At 52.6% G+C, this 19,691-nt stretch carries 14 protein-coding genes and 1 pseudogene; 4 read left to right on the forward strand and 11 right to left on the reverse strand.

Annotated features, from left to right (window positions below; all coding sequences use genetic code 11):
- Positions 1-6: 6 nt before the first annotated feature.
- The 4 genes from KSS94_RS09425 to KSS94_RS09440 all read right to left on the reverse strand — a co-directional run bounded on the left by KSS94_RS09425 (position 7) and on the right by KSS94_RS09440 (position 5,575).
- The gene (locus tag KSS94_RS09425) at positions 7-1,233 is read right to left on the reverse strand and encodes a phosphoribosyltransferase-like protein (protein ID WP_217842717.1); all 1,227 of its coding nucleotides are present in this window, start codon (positions 1,231-1,233) and stop codon (positions 7-9) included.
- Positions 1,234-1,878: 645 nt separating this feature from the next.
- Positions 1,879-3,843, reverse strand: coding sequence for a DUF3732 domain-containing protein (locus tag KSS94_RS09430; protein ID WP_217842718.1), 1,965 nt, complete (start codon positions 3,841-3,843; stop codon positions 1,879-1,881).
- Complete coding sequence (locus tag KSS94_RS09435; protein WP_217842719.1) at positions 3,840-4,328, reverse strand: three component ABC system middle component; 489 nt, start codon at positions 4,326-4,328, stop codon at positions 3,840-3,842. The genes KSS94_RS09430 and KSS94_RS09435 overlap by 4 nt, the downstream gene beginning before the upstream one ends.
- Positions 4,325-5,575: an ABC-three component system protein gene (locus KSS94_RS09440; RefSeq protein WP_217842720.1), complete on the reverse strand. Its 1,251-nt coding sequence runs from the start codon at positions 5,573-5,575 to the stop codon at positions 4,325-4,327. Before KSS94_RS09440 ends, KSS94_RS09435 begins: the two co-directional genes overlap by 4 nt.
- Positions 5,576-6,460: 885 nt before the next feature.
- Here KSS94_RS09440 and KSS94_RS09445 point away from each other — a divergent pair.
- Positions 6,461-6,829: a histone-like nucleoid-structuring protein, MvaT/MvaU family gene (locus KSS94_RS09445; RefSeq protein WP_217842721.1), complete on the forward strand. Its 369-nt coding sequence runs from the start codon at positions 6,461-6,463 to the stop codon at positions 6,827-6,829.
- Between the two features lie 192 nt (positions 6,830-7,021).
- Here the strand turns inward: KSS94_RS09445 and KSS94_RS09450 are convergent, their stop codons facing one another.
- Complete coding sequence (locus KSS94_RS09450; RefSeq protein ID WP_217842722.1) at positions 7,022-7,378, reverse strand: hypothetical protein; 357 nt, start codon at positions 7,376-7,378, stop codon at positions 7,022-7,024.
- Positions 7,379-7,508: 130 nt separating this feature from the next.
- The gene (locus tag KSS94_RS09455) at positions 7,509-7,892 is read right to left on the reverse strand and encodes a helix-turn-helix domain-containing protein (protein WP_217842723.1); all 384 of its coding nucleotides are present in this window, start codon (positions 7,890-7,892) and stop codon (positions 7,509-7,511) included.
- 230 nt (positions 7,893-8,122) lie between these two features.
- Here KSS94_RS09455 and KSS94_RS09460 point away from each other — a divergent pair, with 230 nt between their 5' ends.
- Together KSS94_RS09460 and KSS94_RS09465 are read left to right on the forward strand one after the other, a co-directional pair.
- Positions 8,123-8,389: a hypothetical protein gene (locus KSS94_RS09460; protein WP_217842724.1), complete on the forward strand. Its 267-nt coding sequence runs from the start codon at positions 8,123-8,125 to the stop codon at positions 8,387-8,389.
- A gap of 298 nt (positions 8,390-8,687) precedes the next feature.
- Positions 8,688-9,455 (forward strand): pentapeptide repeat-containing protein, encoded by a 768-nt coding sequence (locus KSS94_RS09465; RefSeq protein WP_217842725.1) that lies wholly within the window; start codon positions 8,688-8,690, stop codon positions 9,453-9,455.
- Between the two features lie 79 nt (positions 9,456-9,534).
- On the opposite strand, the gene KSS94_RS09470 is transcribed toward KSS94_RS09465, so the two are convergent.
- The 5 genes from KSS94_RS09470 to gmtY form a co-directional block, all read right to left on the reverse strand.
- Positions 9,535-10,428 (reverse strand): tyrosine-type recombinase/integrase, encoded by an 894-nt coding sequence (locus KSS94_RS09470; RefSeq protein ID WP_217842726.1) that lies wholly within the window; start codon positions 10,426-10,428, stop codon positions 9,535-9,537.
- A 217-nt stretch (positions 10,429-10,645) separates the two neighbouring features.
- Positions 10,646-11,134 carry a transcription elongation factor GreB gene (gene greB, locus KSS94_RS09475; protein WP_217842727.1) on the reverse strand — a complete coding sequence of 163 codons (489 nt, stop codon included), beginning with the start codon at positions 11,132-11,134 and terminating at the stop codon, positions 10,646-10,648.
- A 504-nt stretch (positions 11,135-11,638) separates the two neighbouring features.
- The gene (gmtX, locus tag KSS94_RS09480; protein WP_217842728.1) at positions 11,639-12,235 is read right to left on the reverse strand and encodes a gamma-mobile-trio protein GmtX; all 597 of its coding nucleotides are present in this window, start codon (positions 12,233-12,235) and stop codon (positions 11,639-11,641) included.
- Entirely contained in the window at positions 12,232-16,239 is a 4,008-nt protein-coding gene (gene gmtZ / locus KSS94_RS09485) for a gamma-mobile-trio integrase GmtZ (RefSeq protein ID WP_217842729.1), read from the reverse strand. The genes gmtX and gmtZ overlap by 4 nt, the downstream gene beginning before the upstream one ends.
- A 156-nt stretch (positions 16,240-16,395) precedes the next feature.
- On the reverse strand, positions 16,396-17,847 hold the full coding sequence (gene gmtY / locus KSS94_RS09490; protein WP_217842730.1) for a gamma-mobile-trio recombinase GmtY: 1,452 nt from the start codon (positions 17,845-17,847) through the stop codon (positions 16,396-16,398).
- A gap of 1,487 nt (positions 17,848-19,334) precedes the next feature.
- Here gmtY and greB (KSS94_RS09495) point away from each other — a divergent pair.
- Positions 19,335-19,667 (forward strand): annotated as a pseudogene (greB, locus tag KSS94_RS09495) (transcription elongation factor GreB); the annotation flags it as partial.
- Positions 19,668-19,691: the final 24 nt, after the last annotated feature.

A 19,691-nucleotide genomic window follows, 5' to 3' on the forward strand; every position in this document is an offset into this window, starting at 1 on the left:
ATCTGGCTACCTCAGCGAGGTCGGATAGTACACGATATCTTCAGGCCAAGGTAACTGCAGCGCAGGCTTTTTCGGCCTCGAAGCACCAAAGTGCCTGAGCTGCTGCATGCCCGCATCGGTAAGCCGATTTGCCGAGCATATCCACCCATAATGCTTGCCTGACTGTAGCCAACGGCGCACCTGCGGGATGGTCAACTCAGTGCGGGCCGAAATCGCGCTTTCAGTCCTCGGCGGTCGGGAAAGTGACGCCATAACCAAAAGCATCATCAGAGAGTCTTCACTCGTGCGCCTGAGCCATTTGGACGCTGCAAGCTTGTTAGCCTTCATCTTTTCAAGTTGCTGACGCGCGTCAACCTGATGCAATCCGGTCTCAACCTCGATCGCGATTCCGTTTGTTACTCGGCTTTTGAACAATGGCTTCCATTTGCCCTTCGCTTTGAAGAATACATCTGGGGCGTTGTTGGGCATGCCATGAGCATAAGCCATCAACACTCCCTCGCCTCCGAACCCAAGTCCTTCACTCTTGGATTTGTTGGGATTGTACCGTTTGCAAAGGTCAGTCAGGTGTTCTGCATCAATTGGTTCAAACACGCTTGCAATCGTCGGACAAGGAATGTCATAGACGACGCCTGGGCGCATCGGATGCTTCTCAAGGAGCTTTTGCCCTGACTCGGTGGACGCAAATGCGATTACGCGGTTGGTGAGCAGGCCTGCGGACACCCAGCTCTTCACCGACGCGACACTCCAAAGCGACTGCAACATGTCACTTACTTGTTTACCCGAACCGATGGTATCTGCCAGGATGAAAAACCCTCGAACCTTTGATTTGCGAATTTTTTCAGCAGTGGGGTGGAGAAGGTATTTTTTAGGAGAGCGACGCTTGAGGGCCGTGGCTATATTTCCAATAACTCCCTCAGAACCGACCTCATGATTGAAGAGCTGCTTACTCCTGACGGGAGGAAGGGCGACTCCGTGTGCGCGCTTTGGTTTTTGTGTCTGTTTGTAGAATCTTTCGACCTTGCCTCGATGCTCTTTGAGATCTTGCTCAACGAAAAGCGCAATCGGGCCAGGGATTTTCTCAGCTTCACGCACGATGCTTTTGGTAAGAGCATCCGTGAGTTCGGCTGCAGATATCCACCGGACGGCCTGGAGTAGCTGTAGCGCAGCCGGACGATCTTGAACCTTGAATAGATTCACCCACGCCAGACCTGCTTCGGTTTCATGAAGATTCATCAATCACTGTCCAATCTTAGGAGGATAATGCATAGCCGGTGCACTACCTTTAGAGTTTACAGCAGCCCCTGCTCGCTTCCTTCAGCACAACGCTTATCGACATAGCCAACATAACTCACTCGACTACCAGGCCCCGACGTCTCAACCTAGAGGGTGGGTGCTCTGGAAATAGCTGGTCGACCATGCGCATCGGTGCCGGCCATGCCTACTGCAATCATTTCCTGGCCAACCTCGCACAGTCGGCGGTGCTAGGCAATATCATCTGTGTGGCGTTCGAAATGGCCGTGAATGAACACGCGGTGTTGACTCAGTAGGAATAGGTAAGCGCCAAAGTCCGCCAGAAAGACCTTTCACATGCTGAATGTGAGGCCTTGGGCGTTCAGGGATTGGGCAATCTGTAGCGTTTGCCAACAGCTGATCGCGAACAGGGCCAGAGGGCAATGGCAAACGGCGCTTCGTTAGCGTGAGGGAAACGTGTCAGTTGAGTGGGGCCGACGCGGAGGCGGATCATGGCAACTCCTGGTGGAATGATGTCCTGGCACGAGCGGCCAGGACTCATTCAAGCTTCCTGTGTTGCCTAGGTTTGATGCAACCGAAGTAGATGCATCTACTATCCATCGCCAGGGCAGCGCACGCAGCAACTCGTCAGAGCGGCACTTCACCTTTGAAAGGCCAGCTCTCAGGCACCAGTGCTGGAGGTTTGCTCCAAGGAGCCTCGACCAGGGACTTCTGGAACCAGTCATCCCGTAGATTGGCGTGCTCGGTGATGATGATCTGGAAGCCTGGTACATCTTCGACTGTGAATTGGTAAAGCAGGCTAAACAATTTGCGTACGGAGTCCATATCAGCGTCGGATTGCTCAGTGTTCAGTACCGTCCCATCGACCGCTTTGTAGGACTCCTCCGAAGGGAAATACACTTGGGTCGGCTGGTCGATCACCAAGAAGCGCGGCATGGGTTGATTGCTCTTGGCGCAGTACCAATGCAGGGCCAGCAGCGCAGAGAGATGGTAGGCCAAGTAGTTCTCGCCGCCCCCTGTCCGAGACATAGGCACAGAGCGTTCGGGACGGTCGAAGATGATGGTCAGCTTCTTGAGGTCAAATCGGGCCGGGTAGGCACTGAATTCAGACTCGAAGCGTTTGTTGAGCAAATTGAATTGTGCCGAGATGCTATTCAGGATCGACGCCAGGCGGTCGTCCACATCAACATCTGCCAGGGCTTTTTCGAGCTCCTGCACACGCATTTCCCGACGGCGGTAGTCAGCCTCCTGCTGTTTCAGCGAATTGTCAGGGACGAAGCCTTCAAGGAAAAAGCTGATGCGCCCCACGACATGCTTGGCAGCGTCGCTTTGCTTCTGGGCGTTGGCCAGCACCGTATTGGCTGCGATGGCGGCGGTGAGCTCCGCCTCCTTTTCGACAATCGACTTGGTTGTATCCTGAAGGCGTTGGTTTTCCTCCGCCAGGTAGCCCTGAATTTGCGGGCGTTGTCCCATCACCGTCTGCATCTCTGCTTCGAGGGATGCCAGTTCGCCGAGTAGCGATTGGGCGATGGGAGAATCCATGGCCAAGTTCTTTTCTGCAAAAGGCCACTGCCATTCGCCTGTTGTAGCATTCTTCGGAAGCGACTTGATGGATAACAGGCGGTCGATGTGTTCCGATGCCTCGCTCTGGAAGCCGCCGGCACGCCGTTCGAATATCTGGCCGGCCTCAATTTTGGATTTGATCTCGCGCCTGGTTTTCCTGAGCCTGGCCAGCTCAGCCTCTAACTTGGGTACCTTGTCCTCGGGCTGAGCGTGCGGTTTGGCAGGACTCCACTGCGCTGCTGTTCTGAGAGCAGCAATGATCTCTTCGACCTCCCCGATAGGCGACTCCTGAGAGAGTATTCCGACCGCCTTGGCTTCGGTCAGCAGTGCAATGGCCTGGTTTCGGTTGTTCCCCACCGCTTGTTTGGCCTGCTCCAGTAGCTTTGCCTGAGCTCTCAGGTCTCGCTGAGCTGTCCGCAGCCGGGTTTGCAGCTCATAGCGCTCATTGGTTGAAGCGCCTAGTAGGATGGGAAGCGTATCTTTGATCGCCTGGGGTTGGAACGGCTCGTTCTGGCGATAGAAAAGCTGATCTTTGTTGGTGACGAGACCTTGCCGCTGGAACAGGTAGTAATACGAATGCTTGATGGAGGCTTCGTAGCTATTGCGCGTGTGCTCTTCAGCCACCTCTGTACGGTTTTCCGGAATGCCCAGCTGACGAGAAAGCAACGAGGTGACCGCAATGTCGTCCGTGTTGACCACCAGCTCGGAGAATTCAGGGGGCTGTACAAATTCCCCGGTACGAGTCATGGCCAGGCTGCAGCTCGCGCCGCCTGATCGCGGGGTCGGCTTGGCCACCATGACCTGCCCGTCCGGAAATTGGAAGATCACTGCGAACCAAGACACCTTGTCCTGGATAACGCCATCCGAAACATTGAAGCTGGATTGACCCATGCAGTATTCGATGATGTCCGAGAGGGCCGATTTACCTGTCGACGACCGGCCCGTAATGATGTTGAGCCCATCGACCTCGAAGTTGATGTCGCGGCGCTGGCCATCGTGGCTGTATACATGGATGGAGCTGATTTTCATGGTCGAATTCCAAAGGCGGTGTACACGGTAACCCTGTCTGCAATCTTCGCGAACTCTCTTCCCAGCAGAGACGCTGCGCGTTGGCACGCTACTGATTCCTCGGTGCCGTCGATGTCCGCTTTAACCCTCCTGGCTTTCGGAAGGAGTCGTCCTTGCGGGGTAACCTCGAAGCAATCGGTGTAGTGCGCCAGTCCAAATGCCTCGAACGTAAAAGGGAGCATTTCGGTTACCCGCTCGGCCAGCCCGATTTGCATCTGGGGGTGGGTTTCCACTGTCTTGAGCAGGTAGCCCTTGTAGTGCTTGAGCAGCGCACTTCGGGATTCGTGGTGGAGACTCAGCGGCAACACAAGCAGTGACATCGAAAACGGCATGCCCTTGGGATCCACCACCGTATAGGCCTTGAGCGCGCGCATTAGGACGACCGCGCAGAAGGCGGGGTTGAAGAGATTCTTGGTCTCAAAAGGACGCTCATCCCAGCGGATCATTCTGTCTCTCCAGCAGCCTTGGACAGGCGATCCAGAAGCTGTGGATGCCAGTAAACGGTAGGGTAGGGGCGCTTGTTGGCGAGAATTTGGAAGCTGCCGCGAAGTACGTAAGGCTCTATAACGCGAGCCCGAATTTTCAGGTGAGCAAGCTTCTGAGCTTCTGTCTCAGCCCAGGTATAGAGTTTCTTGCCCACGGCAATCAGTTCAGGTTCAGAGCAGTCCTCGATCGGCGCATTTAGCGCGTCATCGAACAAGGCGTCTTTGGTGCGCTCCCACTCATTCGTCAGCCGGCGTTCATACGTCATGATTTCTTCTGAACCCACCAAGCGCTGCCTTGCCCAAGCGGAGCGCTGCTCAAAAGCCCGGTAGTAATCCAGGATCGCATTGCGAATGCGGCTGGGGCTCAGATTTAGATGATGGAGTTGGCTTACGAACAGACGATTATCGGTACTCGCATCGATGGGGGCTGTAGGCGTCGCGTCCTCAAAGGTGATCGGGAGGTTGTCATCCTTGTACTCCTCGCTGAAGCTGAACAGCTTCTCCGAAACGTCTCGGGCATAGACGGGCTCGCTCTGTGGATCGCAGAGCATCTGGATGATCAGGTCATTCCACCATCCCTCCAGGCGCTCGAAGACTGCATCCCTGTGGTCAGGGCGAATTGGCCGCATTTTCTGGGATTTGATGAGTGCAGGGAGATCGCCAATCCGTGGCGTGCAGTCAACTATCGTGATTCTCGATACGAAGTCCTCTTTCTCTAGCGCCGTCAGCCCTGAGAGCAACGCCTTGATCTTGGTGAACGATTTCGCCTTGCTGGTAGCGAGGGTATCTTCTGTGAGCTGCCAAAGGCTGGGGTCAGCCTTGGTTGCATCGGCGCCGTACAGGAAGAATCTCAAGAATGAGTCCGGCGCGACCGACGAGGTCGTGAACAGGAAAAACTGATAATCGGACTCAACCCGCCCATTGGCCTGGTAACGAGTTAGCCAGATATTGACTGACTTCCAGAAGTCGACAGACAGGTCAGTCAGCCGTTCACCAATTGCCTTGTGCTTGAGGGAGGCCAGTGTCTTCTTTCCTGAGGACTCCAGGAAATCGAGGTCATCTTCCTTCTCGATGAGGATTGCGGTGTCCTCTGGAAGCTCCAATGCCTGGTACAACGCAAAGCGGGGTTGGAAGATGTACCCCAACCCCTGTTCTCCAGCGCTGTAGGGATCACTTCCTTTCTTTGGATCTATTGCTACAGAACTCATATTTCAGCCCATGCTCCAAGGTCGTTCGCCCCAAGTCTGCTGTGCCTGGGAACGGGACGAGTCTCTCGATTGCCTTCTATTGCGGTCGTATAGACCCGCAAGCAACGCCTGATGTGTGTGGTTGGCTATTACTGTTTGACCGGCAGCGAGCATTGACGCGAGCGCTTGCCCGAGGAGCCACCGGTGTCTTGTGAGTGATAGCCTGATGGTGCCGGGTGAGCGTGTGGAAACGCTGACGGCAAACGGAGTGATTCGCGTGGGATCCGACAGCTCCCTCATGTGAGGAAATGGGCCGCGCTTCAGTTAAAGGAGATCGGTCGCTGGTTTTGAGGTGAGAAGCCTTGGCGCAATGCTTTATGCCGGTGGAAAGGCTCGATGTGAGCCGCGTTGCTGCGAACGCAGGTAGGCCAAAGCTCAGCAGCGCTGCATGTGCTCGTAATGCCGTCCTTTCCATGTCCACCCTGACCTGTCGAAGCTCCTTAGCACGCATTGTGATTTGAATGGTGGCACATGGCAATCATTTGGGGTGTATGCGCTTGTATCACCAAGGAGTACAAATGTGCTCTTTATCTCGGCGGCGTTTACAAAGCTTTGTGCCAGCTGAAGTACCCGCTAAAACACAAGTAAACCACTTGTGGAAGACATGAATGAGTTGCCAATAGCCATTGCAGATTTCGCCTATAAATTTGTTCATCGATGAGCGTAAGAGCGCAGCGGCTAGGCATTCCGTAGATTGCTAAGGGCGCAATCGGTGAGGTCTAAGATAAAGATCTACTTTCCAACAGTTAGTCACTAGGTGATTTGTTTGTAGTCGGGACTAGTTATTTTCTATCGCATTGCGCTAAAATCCATGCTGCGTAAATATTAATTTTTGAGGGTTAGAAAATGTCTCGTCTCGCGGAATTTCGTCAACTCGAACAGGCGTTGGCCGCACAGCTAGCTGAATTGGAGGCTTTGAAGGGCTCCAGTGAGTTGCAAAAAGAAATCGAATTCGAGACAAAATTGCGCGACTTGCTGAATCAGTATGGCTTAAGCCTTCGTGACATCGTTAACATTCTGGATCCTGCGGCTGCTCGCCGCGGTGCTGCTCCTGCCGTTGCGCAGAAAGCCCCTCGTCGGGAGCGCCAACTCAAGCGTTATGTTCATCCAGAGAACGGTGAAATTATTGAAACCAAAGGCGGTAACCATGCCGGCCTGAAAGCTTGGAAAGCTCAATACGGTTCAGATGTCGTCGAAAGCTGGCTTTCTAAATAACAGTTCGCTAGCTGACTCAAGGCTTTCCACTGGAAGGCCTTTGAGCTAGAAGCTGTATGCAAGGCATGCAGCACCGTCAATGGAGCGTTAAGCTAGGGTATTGACAATAGCTCTACCGCTTCAAGCGCAGTCGACGTCACCATTGAAGCTGGAGGCGCAACGTCGAGGCGGTCAATCGTCATCATCAGCGCCTTAAATTTCTGCGTTGTTGGTATAGAGGAAGTTATTCGCCATGCCTCGACCTACCCATACTCGTGTCGCTCTGTCGACAATGCGGTGAGTCTGCGCGATGTCTAGCAGATTGCGTGTAGAGTGGGTAAAGGTAGGCATGCTCCATCGTTCGTTGTTCATCAAAACCTCGAATTCGAATAGATGGACATGTGGGCCTTTACCTCGATAATCCTTTATCGTCTCGCTGGCCCGCTTTTGGACGTCCCGAGCAGTCGTCCGCATGACGGCGTTCAGCACCACAATATGATGAGCCTTGAGCCAGTCGAGCAGTTCGTCAATCTCAACTTCAGCGTCATCGTTGATAAAGACTTGGTGCAATTTATCTCTCCGTTGTCACTACTTTGCTTGCGTTGTACTCAGACTTCGCAAGTTGCGCCGAATGACAGCGGTTTTGAAAATGCCGGATGGGCACCAAATACTGCATCGGCATGTCGGCACTCTCTTGTAGCTAAAAGCACAGCTCGGTTTGCCTCGCTTGAGCAGGGGAGAGCCTGGGTTCGCTATTCCGCTTGTGCGGGGTGACGTTGGAAGTCGCTTTCGGGGCAGGCAAATTTTGCGCGTTCCCGAGGCTGGATATCTCTCGGTACACGTTGGACATGAGATCAGCCGCTGACTGACCTGTGGATTCGCACATTGTCAGGGTCATCAGCGTCAATGGGCTCAACTCTAGGCGCTGACTGATCTGTTCCAGCTTATCTAGGGTGATGCTGCTGCGACCGCTTTCCAGCTTGCTCAAGTAAGTGCGACTGGTGTCACCGAAGTCTCGTTGGGAAATGTTCCGCTTGCTTCGGATCCTACGCAATACGGCGGCAAACGACGATTTTAGTGACACGGTCTGCTCCTCTATCTCTATTCCCAGTGTGGCTGCTCCGTCCTGCCACTTGCGCTCGCATGCGTGTGCAGCGGCTACCTGGTCGGCACTTTAGCACGGGCTTCCTGAGTGCCATTCCCGCTTTGGGCCGCGTTGCTGGCCACACTTTTACGATGAACCACTGTTGATCCATCCAGTCTTTGGCGGTAACCTCCGTAAGAGAACATTTGTACTCCTGCCGGTCAATACCTATGAATGCTGACGTCACCATTTCCGACGATCGATTTGCCTTCTTCACCCGCGAGGAGCTGTTGGAGCAGCAGTGCATGCTGCTCGAAAACGAGCTCGATGTGATGTCTGAGGAATTGGCTGGTAGCCGCGAGAAGATCGCGACCTTGGTTCTCATGTGGTCTGGCGTCAGGAGCGAGCTGCGCAGAACGGAAGCGGAGCTGAATGCCATGAAGTACGAGTTGCAGACCGTGAAGGCCTTGGAAGCGAGGCAAGTGGGCCCTGCTTAGCGTCGTCAGGAGAGAGGGTAGGGGCAACATCATGTACTGGATGATCTGCTGATTGGGCATGACGTGGCCAGTCGAACCCGCCGGGTCGTGATGACTTTTTGCTTCGGGACAGAAAGATGCAAGCACCGCTTGACCTTCCTCGTCGGCTGTCCTTAATCTATGGGCCAGCGCTGTGACGGCAGCGTAAACCCCAGCTTGTACAAGCCTATGCACCGTCAAACGTTTCGCCCACATTTCATAAACTGAGCTCTTTCCTTCGGACTACTGGGGTTTGTCTGATTGCAAACGGAGATCAGTCATGTCCAACGTATTCTTCGCCCAGTCTCAAGCTGTATTCCATTACGAAACCCGTCAGTTGCGCAACCGCCTGCGTGAGGCCTGGGTTTCTGCACAGCATGGTCGCAGAAAGCCCCCAACCCTCAAAAAATGCCGTGAGATGCTGGCCGATGAATATGGCTATGGTCTGTCCGAACTTTCGGTAATTCAGGAGCTGACGGGCCGGTTCGTTGAGCGCAATTTGATGGAGGGTAAGTGGATCAACAACCCCTACCCAGTATGGCGACCAGGCATCTACTACCGCCAACTCAAGGCCTTGCAATACGCCCTGGAGCACCGTATGCCAGTGCAACAAGCAGCCTCCAAGCACGGGGTGACTTTTGCCGGCTTCCATTTCAGCGATTTGCTGATGTGTAAGCTCTCGCAGCACTACCGTCTGAGGTATCTGGATCTGAGTGGGCTGATCGCACCGTTCTCAATGATCCATGACCTATGGACAGTACCGTCGTTCGAAAACGCCGACCTCAGACATGCGCGTTTCTATCAGACCTATTGCGATCCTTCCGTTAGCCCTGGTGTTGTCGCTGCCGATACCAATTTTGATGGGGCCGATCTTCGGCATGCTGATTTCCGCCTGTCTTACCTCGCTCGTTCGAGCTTCAGCAGGGCGCGCGTTGATGGTACGGATTTTCGGGGCGCGGTCATGACGAGAACTCGATTGATGGGCGCGACAGGTCGATACCTGGAAGGCGAGAGACGAGGTAACCGAGACTGGTTCATCTTTGAGTGATGGATCATCGACAACCGGGGGCTTAGCTCCCGGCGGTCGAGTCGTTTTATCAAAAGCGCGTCGGGCAAGCTATGAAACGCTAAGAGCCGTTGGCCCCAAAAGACTTATAATAGTTCAGGAGTGCTGGGTGAAACTTGTGACTCATTAGTTCCTTAAGCTTACGTGGATCAACTGCGCTATTCTCGAAAAGTGACCTTATTACCGCTACTCTAGCACTGTGTGGGGTCACAGTAGAATCCAAATTGCATGCTTTTGTCCACGCTTTAAAAAGTCTGCCAAATTCTCGGTTGCTCATTGGCTTTGAGCTGTCTCCTGAAGACGGAAACAGGAAGTCTTCCCGGTTGTATTCGTTGCGGGCGCTAATCATGGCTAGGGTGCTACGGAGAGGCAGGGCCTGAACAAATTTATCATTCTTGGCAATGAGGTGCTCGGATGAGAGGCGGATATGCTTCTTCTGTAGGCCAAGGAACTCATGGGGCCGAGCTCCCGTAACTATGAACTCCATCAGGGCATTGTCGCGAAGGCTGCCTTGGCTTGCCACATGCTCCACCAAAATATTAAGTTCTTTTGGAGATAATTTAAATTTTGGCGTTTTTCTGATGGCTATGTTTGATGCGGGTGCGCGGTACGACCGTCCAGGAGTGTGATAAACGCTTAGTACATATAGCGGTAATTTAGAGACAAAGGATGAGATCGCTTCTGGTGGCACTCCGCTGTGGCTCAGCTCTGCCTTAGTCATTTCTGAAATATTAAATTGAATAGCTGCTTGGGTGGGAGCTGCCGAATTGTCAGGGTAACTCTCAGCCTGTTTCATGAGGTCGTGATAACCCTGATAGCCCAGTCCTTTTGCTAGAAGCTTTTGAGCTAGAGAAAGCTGAATAGGCTGGGTGCCAGGCCAGTTCTTTTGAAAGGCTTTGGCTAGCCTTTTAAAACTGTGGCTTTTAAGGTCGTCAGGAAAGACGGGAACTCGCATTGCATATCTCCAAGCGCCAGGATGTCGGCTGCTCGCTGACAATTGTCGAAATGCGTGCAAGAGAGTGAAGCGCCTGATAGCAAATGCTTTCGCAAGCCGACCGCTCGGTTCAGGTAATCCGAAGCCTAAAGCTTACCATGTGAGGAGGTAAAGCCACAATGAAGGGGAGCGACTTAACTCCCCGGCTCCGGCTAATCGGCTAAGGCGGGAGCGAAGTTCATGGGGAGCTGGTGTCTTGGTCATACGATATATGTGCGATGAACCAGGTCGCTTCGCCTGTCGGTGTTTGCACCGTGACCTCATCACCTTCTTCTTTCTTCAGAAGTGCACGCGCCATGGGCGAGTCAATAGAGATGTAATCATTGCGACCGTAGATCTCGTCGTAACCGACAATCCTGAATCGTTTGCTGTCACCTTCCTCGTTGTCAATCTCGACCCAGGCACCGAAGAATACCTTGCCTTCCTGCTCGGGCGCATAATCAACAATGCGAATATCCTCCAGTCGCTTACGAAGGTATCTAATACGGCGGTCAATTTCTCGAAGCAGCTTTTTGTTGTATTGGTAATCCGCGTTCTCACTGCGATCGCCTAGGGACGCCGCCCATGTCACTTTTTGAGTGATCTCGGGGCGATAGGTGTGCCAGAGATGATCCAGTTCTGCTTTGAGGGCATTGTGGCCTGCGCGGGTGATAATGTTAGTTGGCAATACTGGCTCCAAGAGTGGTCGGGCTGAGCAGGGCCGCAGTCGGCAAACTATCAGTTTCGGCGTCGGTGAGGTTCCGATGCTGGAGGTGGCTCTTGCCGGCTGGCTTATGGGTGAGGCTAACACGCAAACGGCTCGCTCTTACAATGTTTAGAGCCAACCCCCCAGCTTGAAGGGCCAGGTAAGCGTATTACTAGCACTTACGGTGCAGGCTGGACGCTCCCTTCGTTCTAGAAGTCGAACCGATTTGGGTGGATTAGGGCAATCAAGGCAAGGCCTATCTCATCGAAGCCGAGCACGCGCAGACCTAGATTGCGAGGTGAGGCAACCTAGATCTATCCCAAGCGGGCCAAATGATGGGTAACCGACTCAGAGTAGGCATGTTGCCGAGTGCATCGCTCCGAACGGTAGCGTGGGCTTGTCGAACGGCCATAGGCGCTGTGCGCCACCGTTCCGGTAGGCCACTGGCCCCGAGTCCACAGTGTGAGCCGCAGATCCGATGGCTGCTCAAAGATACTCAAGCGCTTTTTTTAACGCGTTGAAGGTACCTGGGCGAAACAATTGCTCGCCTTCAGGCCCATAGGCATCGCCGCGAGTGCCAAGTGTAAGTGAGCGTTCAGAAAGGAAGTCACTGGAAACTAAGTACTCAAGTGCGCGTCTTTCCCCTGGCAAAAGCTTGAATATCTCTGACGGTTGCTGACGAGTATCGATACTGACTATCTTGTTTGGCGGCAATATTTCTCTAAGTTTGAACTCCGCAGCTTTTAATTCTGCAAGTAGCATGCTGGTCAGTAATTTCTGCTCCCCAAGGGGCAGTCCTTCAATCCATGCATACTTACCAGAAATAGGCTTCGGCTTTGGTGGAACTTCCGCAGCGAAGGCATCGATCAAGGCACGGTATCGGGCGCCGCCCTCATTGTGAAGGCTCTGTTTAGCTGGGACGCCGTACACCTTGCCAACCTTTGCGATCATCGCATAGCTGAAGTCGGTACTCTTGCGCTCCTTCTGATCTCTACAAGCCAAGTAAACAGCGTCTAGGGTTTTATGTACCCGAGGTGGGCTGCTGGCCTTAAGGCTTTCTAGGGTTTCTTCAGGCGACATCATGCGGAGACCTCCTCTTGATATTCGATCAATGCGTGAGTTTGGGAAGCACGGTTTGGATTTTTGGGCATGCCGCCAATGCGCGCGGCTTGTGTTTTGTCGTCGCGATCAATGGCCAGCAATTCTTGAGCTTTCGCGCCAGAAAGTAACTGCTGAATAGAGTGCTCTGACAACTTCTCATGTTCGGGGAGGTCACGCATCAGGATGCGTCCATCCACTACCGCATCCAGCTTTTCCCAAGATTTGAGTCGAGATAGCATGAATTTTGTTAGTTGGTTGCCAATGGCCAGTTGCTGCTTAACGTCTAGCATAAAAAGCGATGGTTTCATTTCGTTGAACTGGATCATTCGATCCAAAAGCTGGGTTCGAGGCGTGACTGCCAGCTCTGCTTTAGCGGAGATATAGATTTCAGCGTTTTCACAAACTTCGTTCAACTGGTGAAAGAATGAAGTTTCTTCAATATGAAGAGTGGTTTCATGGTCGCTGTGCATAATAAGCTGAGTCGAGTCTGTGTTGTCGTCACTGTCAATGCGCTTATTGACGACTGCCTGGCATTGGTTGGCCAGTCGGTTGATAGAGTTCATGTCTGACAAATACATGTTAGCTTTCTGAGAGGCAGTTTCTATCTGCCCCTTAATGGCTAGTCTTTCCAGTTCAAGCTCGCGGATTGGCGTTTCATCAAATACCAGTCCTAAAGCCTCCGCATCATGCTGTTGGTACCCAAGCTCTCGCACGCGCTCCTCAATGGAGGTGACTTTCTGTCCCATACTCTCAATGTGGTCGAATTGCATTCTCGCGGAAAGCGAGATTTCGTTGGCCAGTGAAAGAAGCCCGCCCAAGAAAACAGGGCCTGTAACAAAATGACGGCAACGGATGCAGTTTTCACTGCCCAGGTAACCAGCCGGAACTGCTATAGCTTTTCCAAGCTCATTGAGGTGGCCGTCGTGGCAGCGACTACCGGCAAATGTGCAGATCCCGTAATCACGGAACAACGCACTACCAGCAGCTATATCTCCAGCGAAACGTTTAATGGCCTCTTCGTTGTTAGCAATGAGCTGACCTTTGACTGCATTCGCTCGTCCCTGCTGAACCATTTGCCAAACGGCCTTAGCTCGGTCGGCTAGCGCTCTTTTTTCACCATCCTCGTATTTCATGCGCAACATTTCGCCATTCGCTTTAACGTAATATATGGACATGATTACGGAGCTGTGGCCGGCAATTTTCACGATGTCAGTTAGAGGAAGTCTGAATTCCATCACGTACGCGGTAATAAGGCTGACCCGCATGGTGTGAGCGGTGTACTGGGAAGAGTAAGAGCTTACGTTATTTGGATCGCCATCAAGCGTGGCTAGCTCTATTTCGGGTGGTTGAATATTGAAAAGTGCAATTGCAATTCGCCATCCTAAGCGAAGGCTAAAGCTTCCGATGCATTCTTCTTTGTTGAAGTCTCTAAATAAAAAGCAGTTTTCCTGCTTTGCCTTGCGATCTTCAAGGTTTAAATTGGTATTTTCGCAGTCTTCCCATCGCATGGGTTTGCTGATAGGGTTGTATTTGGTTTGCCAGTTTCGAAACCGAATGCACCAAATTGCTAGGGGTTCGGGAATCCAAGGGATGTCGTACTCCGGGTGAGTACGCGACGTCTTATTGGTGGTGATGTGCATGCCAAGTTCTTTTTTGGGATATTTTTTTACAAATCCCTGATTCTTCTTGCAGCCGCGGAAAGGCAATGGATTGGGCTTCCAGGAAATTTCTCCTCCTTCAAGCACAGGAATTTCATCGTCACCTTCACCTGAATCGACGTATGCGAGTTGGATTCCGCGAACTGGAACAGATGCCAGTGCATAGGTATGCATCCAAGATCCAGGGAACCAGATCTTGTATTTTCCATTTTCAAGCTTCCAAACACAGTCTGGGTCATTACGATCAATTTGGTCTTCGTCGATATCAAACCAGTCTGCTTTAAACTCATGAAGGTGAGTCAGGTCGGAAAAGCTATTGGCAGAAGGAGGAATGATCCATTCTTTGAGTTCGTCAACAAAGTGGTACGCTAGAGCAGGTTTAACCGTCTCGCTCGGTTTGATGACCACGCCAATCTCTTTGTTGAGCGGCGCGAATGGATCACGCGCGCCCGGAATCAAAGTGCGCTCACCGGTATCCTCGCAATTGACGCAAAGATTGTCTTTGATATAGCTCTGTGCGAACTCACGGAGCGTTTGAACGACTTTTCGCTGTAGAGTTTTTTTGATGCTCCCAATGAATAGCTCAAACTCCGATAGCGTAAATCTGTCTGTTGTGAAGATTGCTGTTGGATCTTGGCCGATGTTCAATGGAACAAGAAAATCGCGGACGAATCGCACCAGGTGGTTTTCTTTAACATAGCCGGATTTTACCGCTTTCAAATGCGATCCGAGGACATATTGCCATGCTGCATGGCTTTTCGGGATCGTGACTATGGTATACGGTTGCTCTCGGCCAAGGTAGTCAGCCCAGTTGATCCAAGATGCTTGGTATACTTTGTCTGGCGCGAATGGAAAGCGGCGATCATTACTGGCTACAATATGTTTTTTGTAATCGGCGGCGGAAACTATATTAAGATGACTCAGCAATTCTTTCGCTTCATCGAAAGAGTATGGCTGAACAATATCGCAGAAGTCATACCAATCGACCCAGTCGTTGTGAAAGTCACGATGCGGATTGGCGGGTAGGCAAGGGTAAAGTGCATATTTTTGACGATACTCAGCGCTATTTTTTATGCCAATTACCTTCACGGCGAATTTTGCCTCCTCATAAGTATTGCATCGCTCAGGAAGGATAAAATGCACCCATGATTCGCACTCTTTGTACACTCCGAGAGGAGCCTTTGGGAGCTTAGGGTCAAGATGGCAAAGCTCTGCGTAATCTTTCATGGTCACAGCGCCGAGTGCCCTCGCAGCTGCGCTTGCAGATTGCATCGTTGGGTAGAACGCACCGTATAGGAATACTCTCCATCCGGTTTCGGGCCACTGATGTTTGTAGATGATTTCTGGGTATCGTGGCAGTAGGCTGTCCTCGCGGAATCGGTTAAGATATTCAGCTTTGGTTTTAATTCCTAGTCGTTGGATAGCTGCAGTCGCTTGATCGATATCTTCATACTTTGGCACTGTGCCGAGGAATTCTTCCCAGCTGATCCAAGAGTCTTTATATGTCTTCGCGGGGTCTTTGGGGAGTCTTGGGTCTTCTTCAAGATAGCAAGCGGCATATTCTTCGGCTGTGCTTATGCCAGCGAATTTTGCTGCCTGCTGTGCTTCAAAGTAACTCTCGTAAGGATCAGGCTTTTGCTGCAGAAAAGTAGCCCAGTCCACCCAGTGCTTTTTGTAACAGTTGCTGGGTGACACTGGAAGCTCGGGATGAGACTTCCTAAATTCGATGTACTGGCGACCCGTTTTGATGCCGTGCTTAGCAACCAATTCCTTAGCGTCTTCGTAGGTCAGCAACGTCGGGCGCTTCTCAATGCCGAGATAGTCATACCATCCATTCCATTCTTTGTATACAAGATCAGGGGCTACATAAAGTCGCGTGTCTACACTTGCGCAAGTGTCCCTATAGTCTTGAATGGTTCTGAAGTTGTAAGAGCGTGCGATCAGTCGCGCCTCAAAAAAATCCTGATACTTTTCCTCTTTGTCGAGGAAGTCGTCCCAGCTTATCCAATCCTTTTCATAATGCACGTGGGGGCTGGCGGGGAGATACGGGTCTTGTTTGTATGTGTCTTGGTAGCCCCTTGCAGAAGTTATACCTAGTTTAAGAACGGCAGCTTTAGCTTCGACGTAGCTATAGACTTTCACCTTCGGCCTGCCGAAATAATCGCCATAGCCCGTCCATTTACTAGCATACATCTGGTAAGGGGCTGAAGGTAGCATGGGGTCTTCAGAGCGTCGCTTGTTGTAATCAACAACTGTTTTGAACCCCAGCTTAATACACGCTGCGCGCGCTTCTTCGTAGGTTTCGTAAAGTTCTTTCTTGATTGGCATGGTCTTTCGTCCTTATAAGAAATTCTCAAGCTCAAAGGCGTGCGGATTCGCTTCTGAGCGCTTTGCACAAAAGTGGTTGTAAGCTTGGTTGACCAGTAGTTTTTGAGCGGATCGGTCAGCAGCTTGAGGTGCTTGATTAGCGCTTATGGCGCGCGGTTAATTCCTGGGTCGTGTTATGCCCCGGTAGCTGGCTAAAGGGCGACCAAGAGCCTCGATATCTTCAGATTCGAAGGTTTCCACTGGTGCAGAAGTTCTATTCTTGGCCTCGGTTTTTCGCATCCGCTCCCTTAGATCCTCATCTGTCGCTTGTAGGTAAACCAAGCAAGAATCGGGGTGCGCATGGTGCATGGAGCGTTGAATTTCGAGTTGAGTAAAACCGTTATCTGCAAGACGGTAACCGTATGCATGTCGATGGCCATGCTCACTTGTGCCCTGATATTTGGAGCAGCCCAGGCCGATTCTTATCACTGCGGCTGTGTGTAGGCGCTGGAAGTTTTTAATGGTTTCAGGCCTGCCCTTTGAGTTTGTAAACGCAAATGGATGTCTGCCTTTCGAGTCCACTCTTTGGTATAGAAGGTAGTTTTGAAAGGCGAGCAGGAATTCCTGAGCCTTTACGGGTGGATAGAAGGAAACTACGAAAAACATCTGCGTGTTCGTCGTTGGGGCTTTCCATCCCGCGTGCAGTGATTCCGATTTCAAATAATCTGTTCGCGGTTTCATGCGGAATTTGCGTAGCAGATAGTCTTCACGATTTTTATAGCCTTTCTCGGGCGCTTTACCCTGGGAGGGATGATGAACCCGGACTATGGCCTCGCAGCGCTCTACATCAATTTCGATGTCGTCAAGATAGATATGAAATAGCTCGCTCTTGCGAAGCCCGCCATGATTCATCAGAAGGGTCATGGCCTGGCTTTTATAATCCATTCGCAGGCGCTTGTCCTCACTTCGAGGGCTGGCGATTACAAAGCCTTCATCAATCAGCGTATTGAAGTGTTCTTGAGGGAAGCGTTTTACTTCGTCAAGGATCACAGGTGACGCTCTCTCCCTTCCTACTTCACGTCTGAAGCGATTCATTTCTCGCTCTTCGTCTGATGTTAAGTGGCTGAGAAGTTTATTGTCTTGACGATGATGATAAGCGCACCAGTTCAATCTCTCTTCGTGCTTCGTAGCTTCTCTAATCGGATTCATGACCACACCACTGTGCCCCGGCTGCTTGGTCAGCCAGTCGGTGTATCCAGTCAGTAGAGTAACGATGTCATCCGCATTCGCTTGACTCCGGTTGGGCCAGTAGAGGCCAGTCGGATCTTCAAGGCTCAGATCAATGGTGCCGCTCTTCAATGCGGTACGGAACGATCGCAGTAGCGTGGTTGGGTTGTCGAAAGGAATACCGCTCAGCGCGATGTAGTCCAGGAGCATCCCCACGGCGGAGGTCACCTTCGCGCGCCACGAATTGCTCCTGTGTGCTTCGCTCAGGTATTGGAGCAGGGAGATCAGTACTCCTTCGCGGGTGACCAAGGCCGGAAGCCGAATTTTTTTGAGCTGGGTGGGGCCTTGGTACTCGACCTTGATCTTGATCGCCGTCAGCAGGGGCATCTTCATGATTTGCATCAGCGCCGTGCTCCCAGGTAGGTGGGCAGCTGGCTTGAGATTGGGCTTCTGCTGGGCTCTGGTCTCGGATGGCTATGGCGAGTGGGGTGCGTAGGCGCGACGGCCTTGGCGGTCGCGGAGTGACGGGGTGCGAGGGCATAGGTCTCTGCTGGAAAGACTGGACTGAAAAAAATCTCAGCTGACATGCTTGACGCCTTAAGTACACTCGGTGTACTATTCAAATGTACATTGGTATAAGATGTTACCACTGCGCATCTTCAGAAAACAGCCCATTTGGGCTACTTTTTGCCGCACCCGCACCCGCACCCGCACCCGCACTCGCATGAGAATCAGTCGGCGCCGCTCGCCTCGGTCACCTCGTTCGCTTTCTCTATCCAGCTTTGACTCGCATTCGTGTGCACATCACCAAGCTTGGTATTAGGGCGGGCTTGCCGCTGGGTGGGATAGAGCTCGCAAATTGCTAAGGGCTAAGGTGGTCATGTCTGATGGTGGGGGTTGTTGTTTGGCAGGTGCTCACTGGATGGGCGCGCTTTGATCTGACCGAGCTGTGCGGTGGCGGCTAGCGTTCACTTAAGGTGCTGTCTTGGGTCGTGGCGGATGTTTCGGTCGCGCTTCGTGCCCTGGCCCCGGGGGTGAAAGATTTTGGGTGGTGGGGCTAGGAGGTCTGTCAGGACGCAATGAGGTGCTACCTTGTGGTGGTCTTACGGGGTTGCTTTTCCTCCGTGTGCTTCCGGGGTTATCTCCCGGCTTCCGCATCTCGGGTGGCGGAGGGCTAGATGGGTGAATGGTCTCGCTGCTTCTGGGGGGGGCTCGCTAGGTCTCTTAATTCTCCGGTGCAGCTCCTCCTGGAGGCAGGGGTGAAATTGGCTCCAGCACCTTGAGTGGGTCAATGCCCGTGTCGCGCTAGGCACCAATCTCTTGGAAGCAATGCTTTGTGGGGGCGGCTGATGCGGGTGGGTTTGTGCTTCGGGTTCGTGCGAGCAGCCCTCGGATAGGTTTTATGGATGCCTCCGTTCCAGTCGCACCTCAGTCACAGTGCTTCTCTTCTATATAGATAGCTTTCGGTCTGGCGGGGCACTCTCTGGCAGAGGGCGGTAGCGTTTCGGAAATGGGAGAGGGTTTAGGGGGGGGGCTGGTGCTGCATCTGAGGATGCTTTTTTGAGGGTCGCTCCGGAGGGGATTTGTCAGTCTCTCGTTTCTAGGTGGGTGTCAGAAAAATGGCATTTGTATAAAGGGCGGTTTTTGGTGGGGGTGACCAGAGATGAGGGGGGGATGGGGCGCACCCTGGGATGAGGCTTTTTCTGGGCGCACGCCGCGCCATGTGCTTGATGCTTTCTTGTGGAGCATTCAGGTTGGGGGAAGGCGATCAGGCTTGAGAGGATGAAGGATGATTGGCTTTCCGGGGTGGGATTGGCTCGGCGGGTTGGGTTTGTCTGTGAATTCGTGCGCGGGGCAGGGAAATAGTAGTTCTGGGGTTGGGGTGATAATACCAGTACAACAAGAAGCTGCTGCGCGAGATCGACCGCCGCGTGCGCTACCTGCGCAAGCGCCTGGAAGACGTCAAGGTGGTGGCGTATGCGCCGGAGCAGGAAGGCCGGGTATTTTTTGGCGCCTGGGTGGAAATCGAGAACGATGACGGCGAGCAACTGACCTTTCGCATTGTCGGCTATGACGAAATCCATGGCCGCAATGACTACATCTCCATCGATTCGCCCATGGCCCGCGCCCTGCTCAAAAAAGGCCAGGACGATGAAGTGCGGGTACAGACGCCGACCGGTGAGGCGACCTGGTACGTCAACAGTATTCGCTATCAGCCGTAAGCCGGCCCCTACAGGCAATCACAT

The organism is Pseudomonas fakonensis, from assembly GCF_019139895.1.
In the GTDB taxonomy this organism is placed as follows: Bacteria; Pseudomonadota; Gammaproteobacteria; order Pseudomonadales; family Pseudomonadaceae; genus Aquipseudomonas; species Aquipseudomonas fakonensis.

Coding starts and splice junctions, on each gene's coding strand:
- KSS94_RS09470 (WP_217842726.1), bottom strand. CDS start 10,428: ATGCGAGTTCCCGTCTTTCCTGACGACCTTAAAAGCCACAGTTTTAAA.
- KSS94_RS09465 (WP_217842725.1), top strand. CDS start 8,688: ATGTCCAACGTATTCTTCGCCCAGTCTCAAGCTGTATTCCATTACGAA.
- gmtZ (WP_217842729.1), bottom strand. CDS start 16,239: ATGCCAATCAAGAAAGAACTTTACGAAACCTACGAAGAAGCGCGCGCA.
- KSS94_RS09460 (WP_217842724.1), top strand. CDS start 8,123: ATGAATGCTGACGTCACCATTTCCGACGATCGATTTGCCTTCTTCACC.
- gmtY (WP_217842730.1), bottom strand. CDS start 17,847: ATGCAAATCATGAAGATGCCCCTGCTGACGGCGATCAAGATCAAGGTC.
- KSS94_RS09430 (WP_217842718.1), bottom strand. CDS start 3,843: ATGAAAATCAGCTCCATCCATGTATACAGCCACGATGGCCAGCGCCGC.
- gmtX (WP_217842728.1), bottom strand. CDS start 12,235: ATGATGTCGCCTGAAGAAACCCTAGAAAGCCTTAAGGCCAGCAGCCCA.
- KSS94_RS09440 (WP_217842720.1), bottom strand. CDS start 5,575: ATGAGTTCTGTAGCAATAGATCCAAAGAAAGGAAGTGATCCCTACAGC.
- KSS94_RS09445 (WP_217842721.1), top strand. CDS start 6,461: ATGTCTCGTCTCGCGGAATTTCGTCAACTCGAACAGGCGTTGGCCGCA.
- KSS94_RS09435 (WP_217842719.1), bottom strand. CDS start 4,328: ATGATCCGCTGGGATGAGCGTCCTTTTGAGACCAAGAATCTCTTCAAC.
- KSS94_RS09425 (WP_217842717.1), bottom strand. CDS start 1,233: ATGAATCTTCATGAAACCGAAGCAGGTCTGGCGTGGGTGAATCTATTC.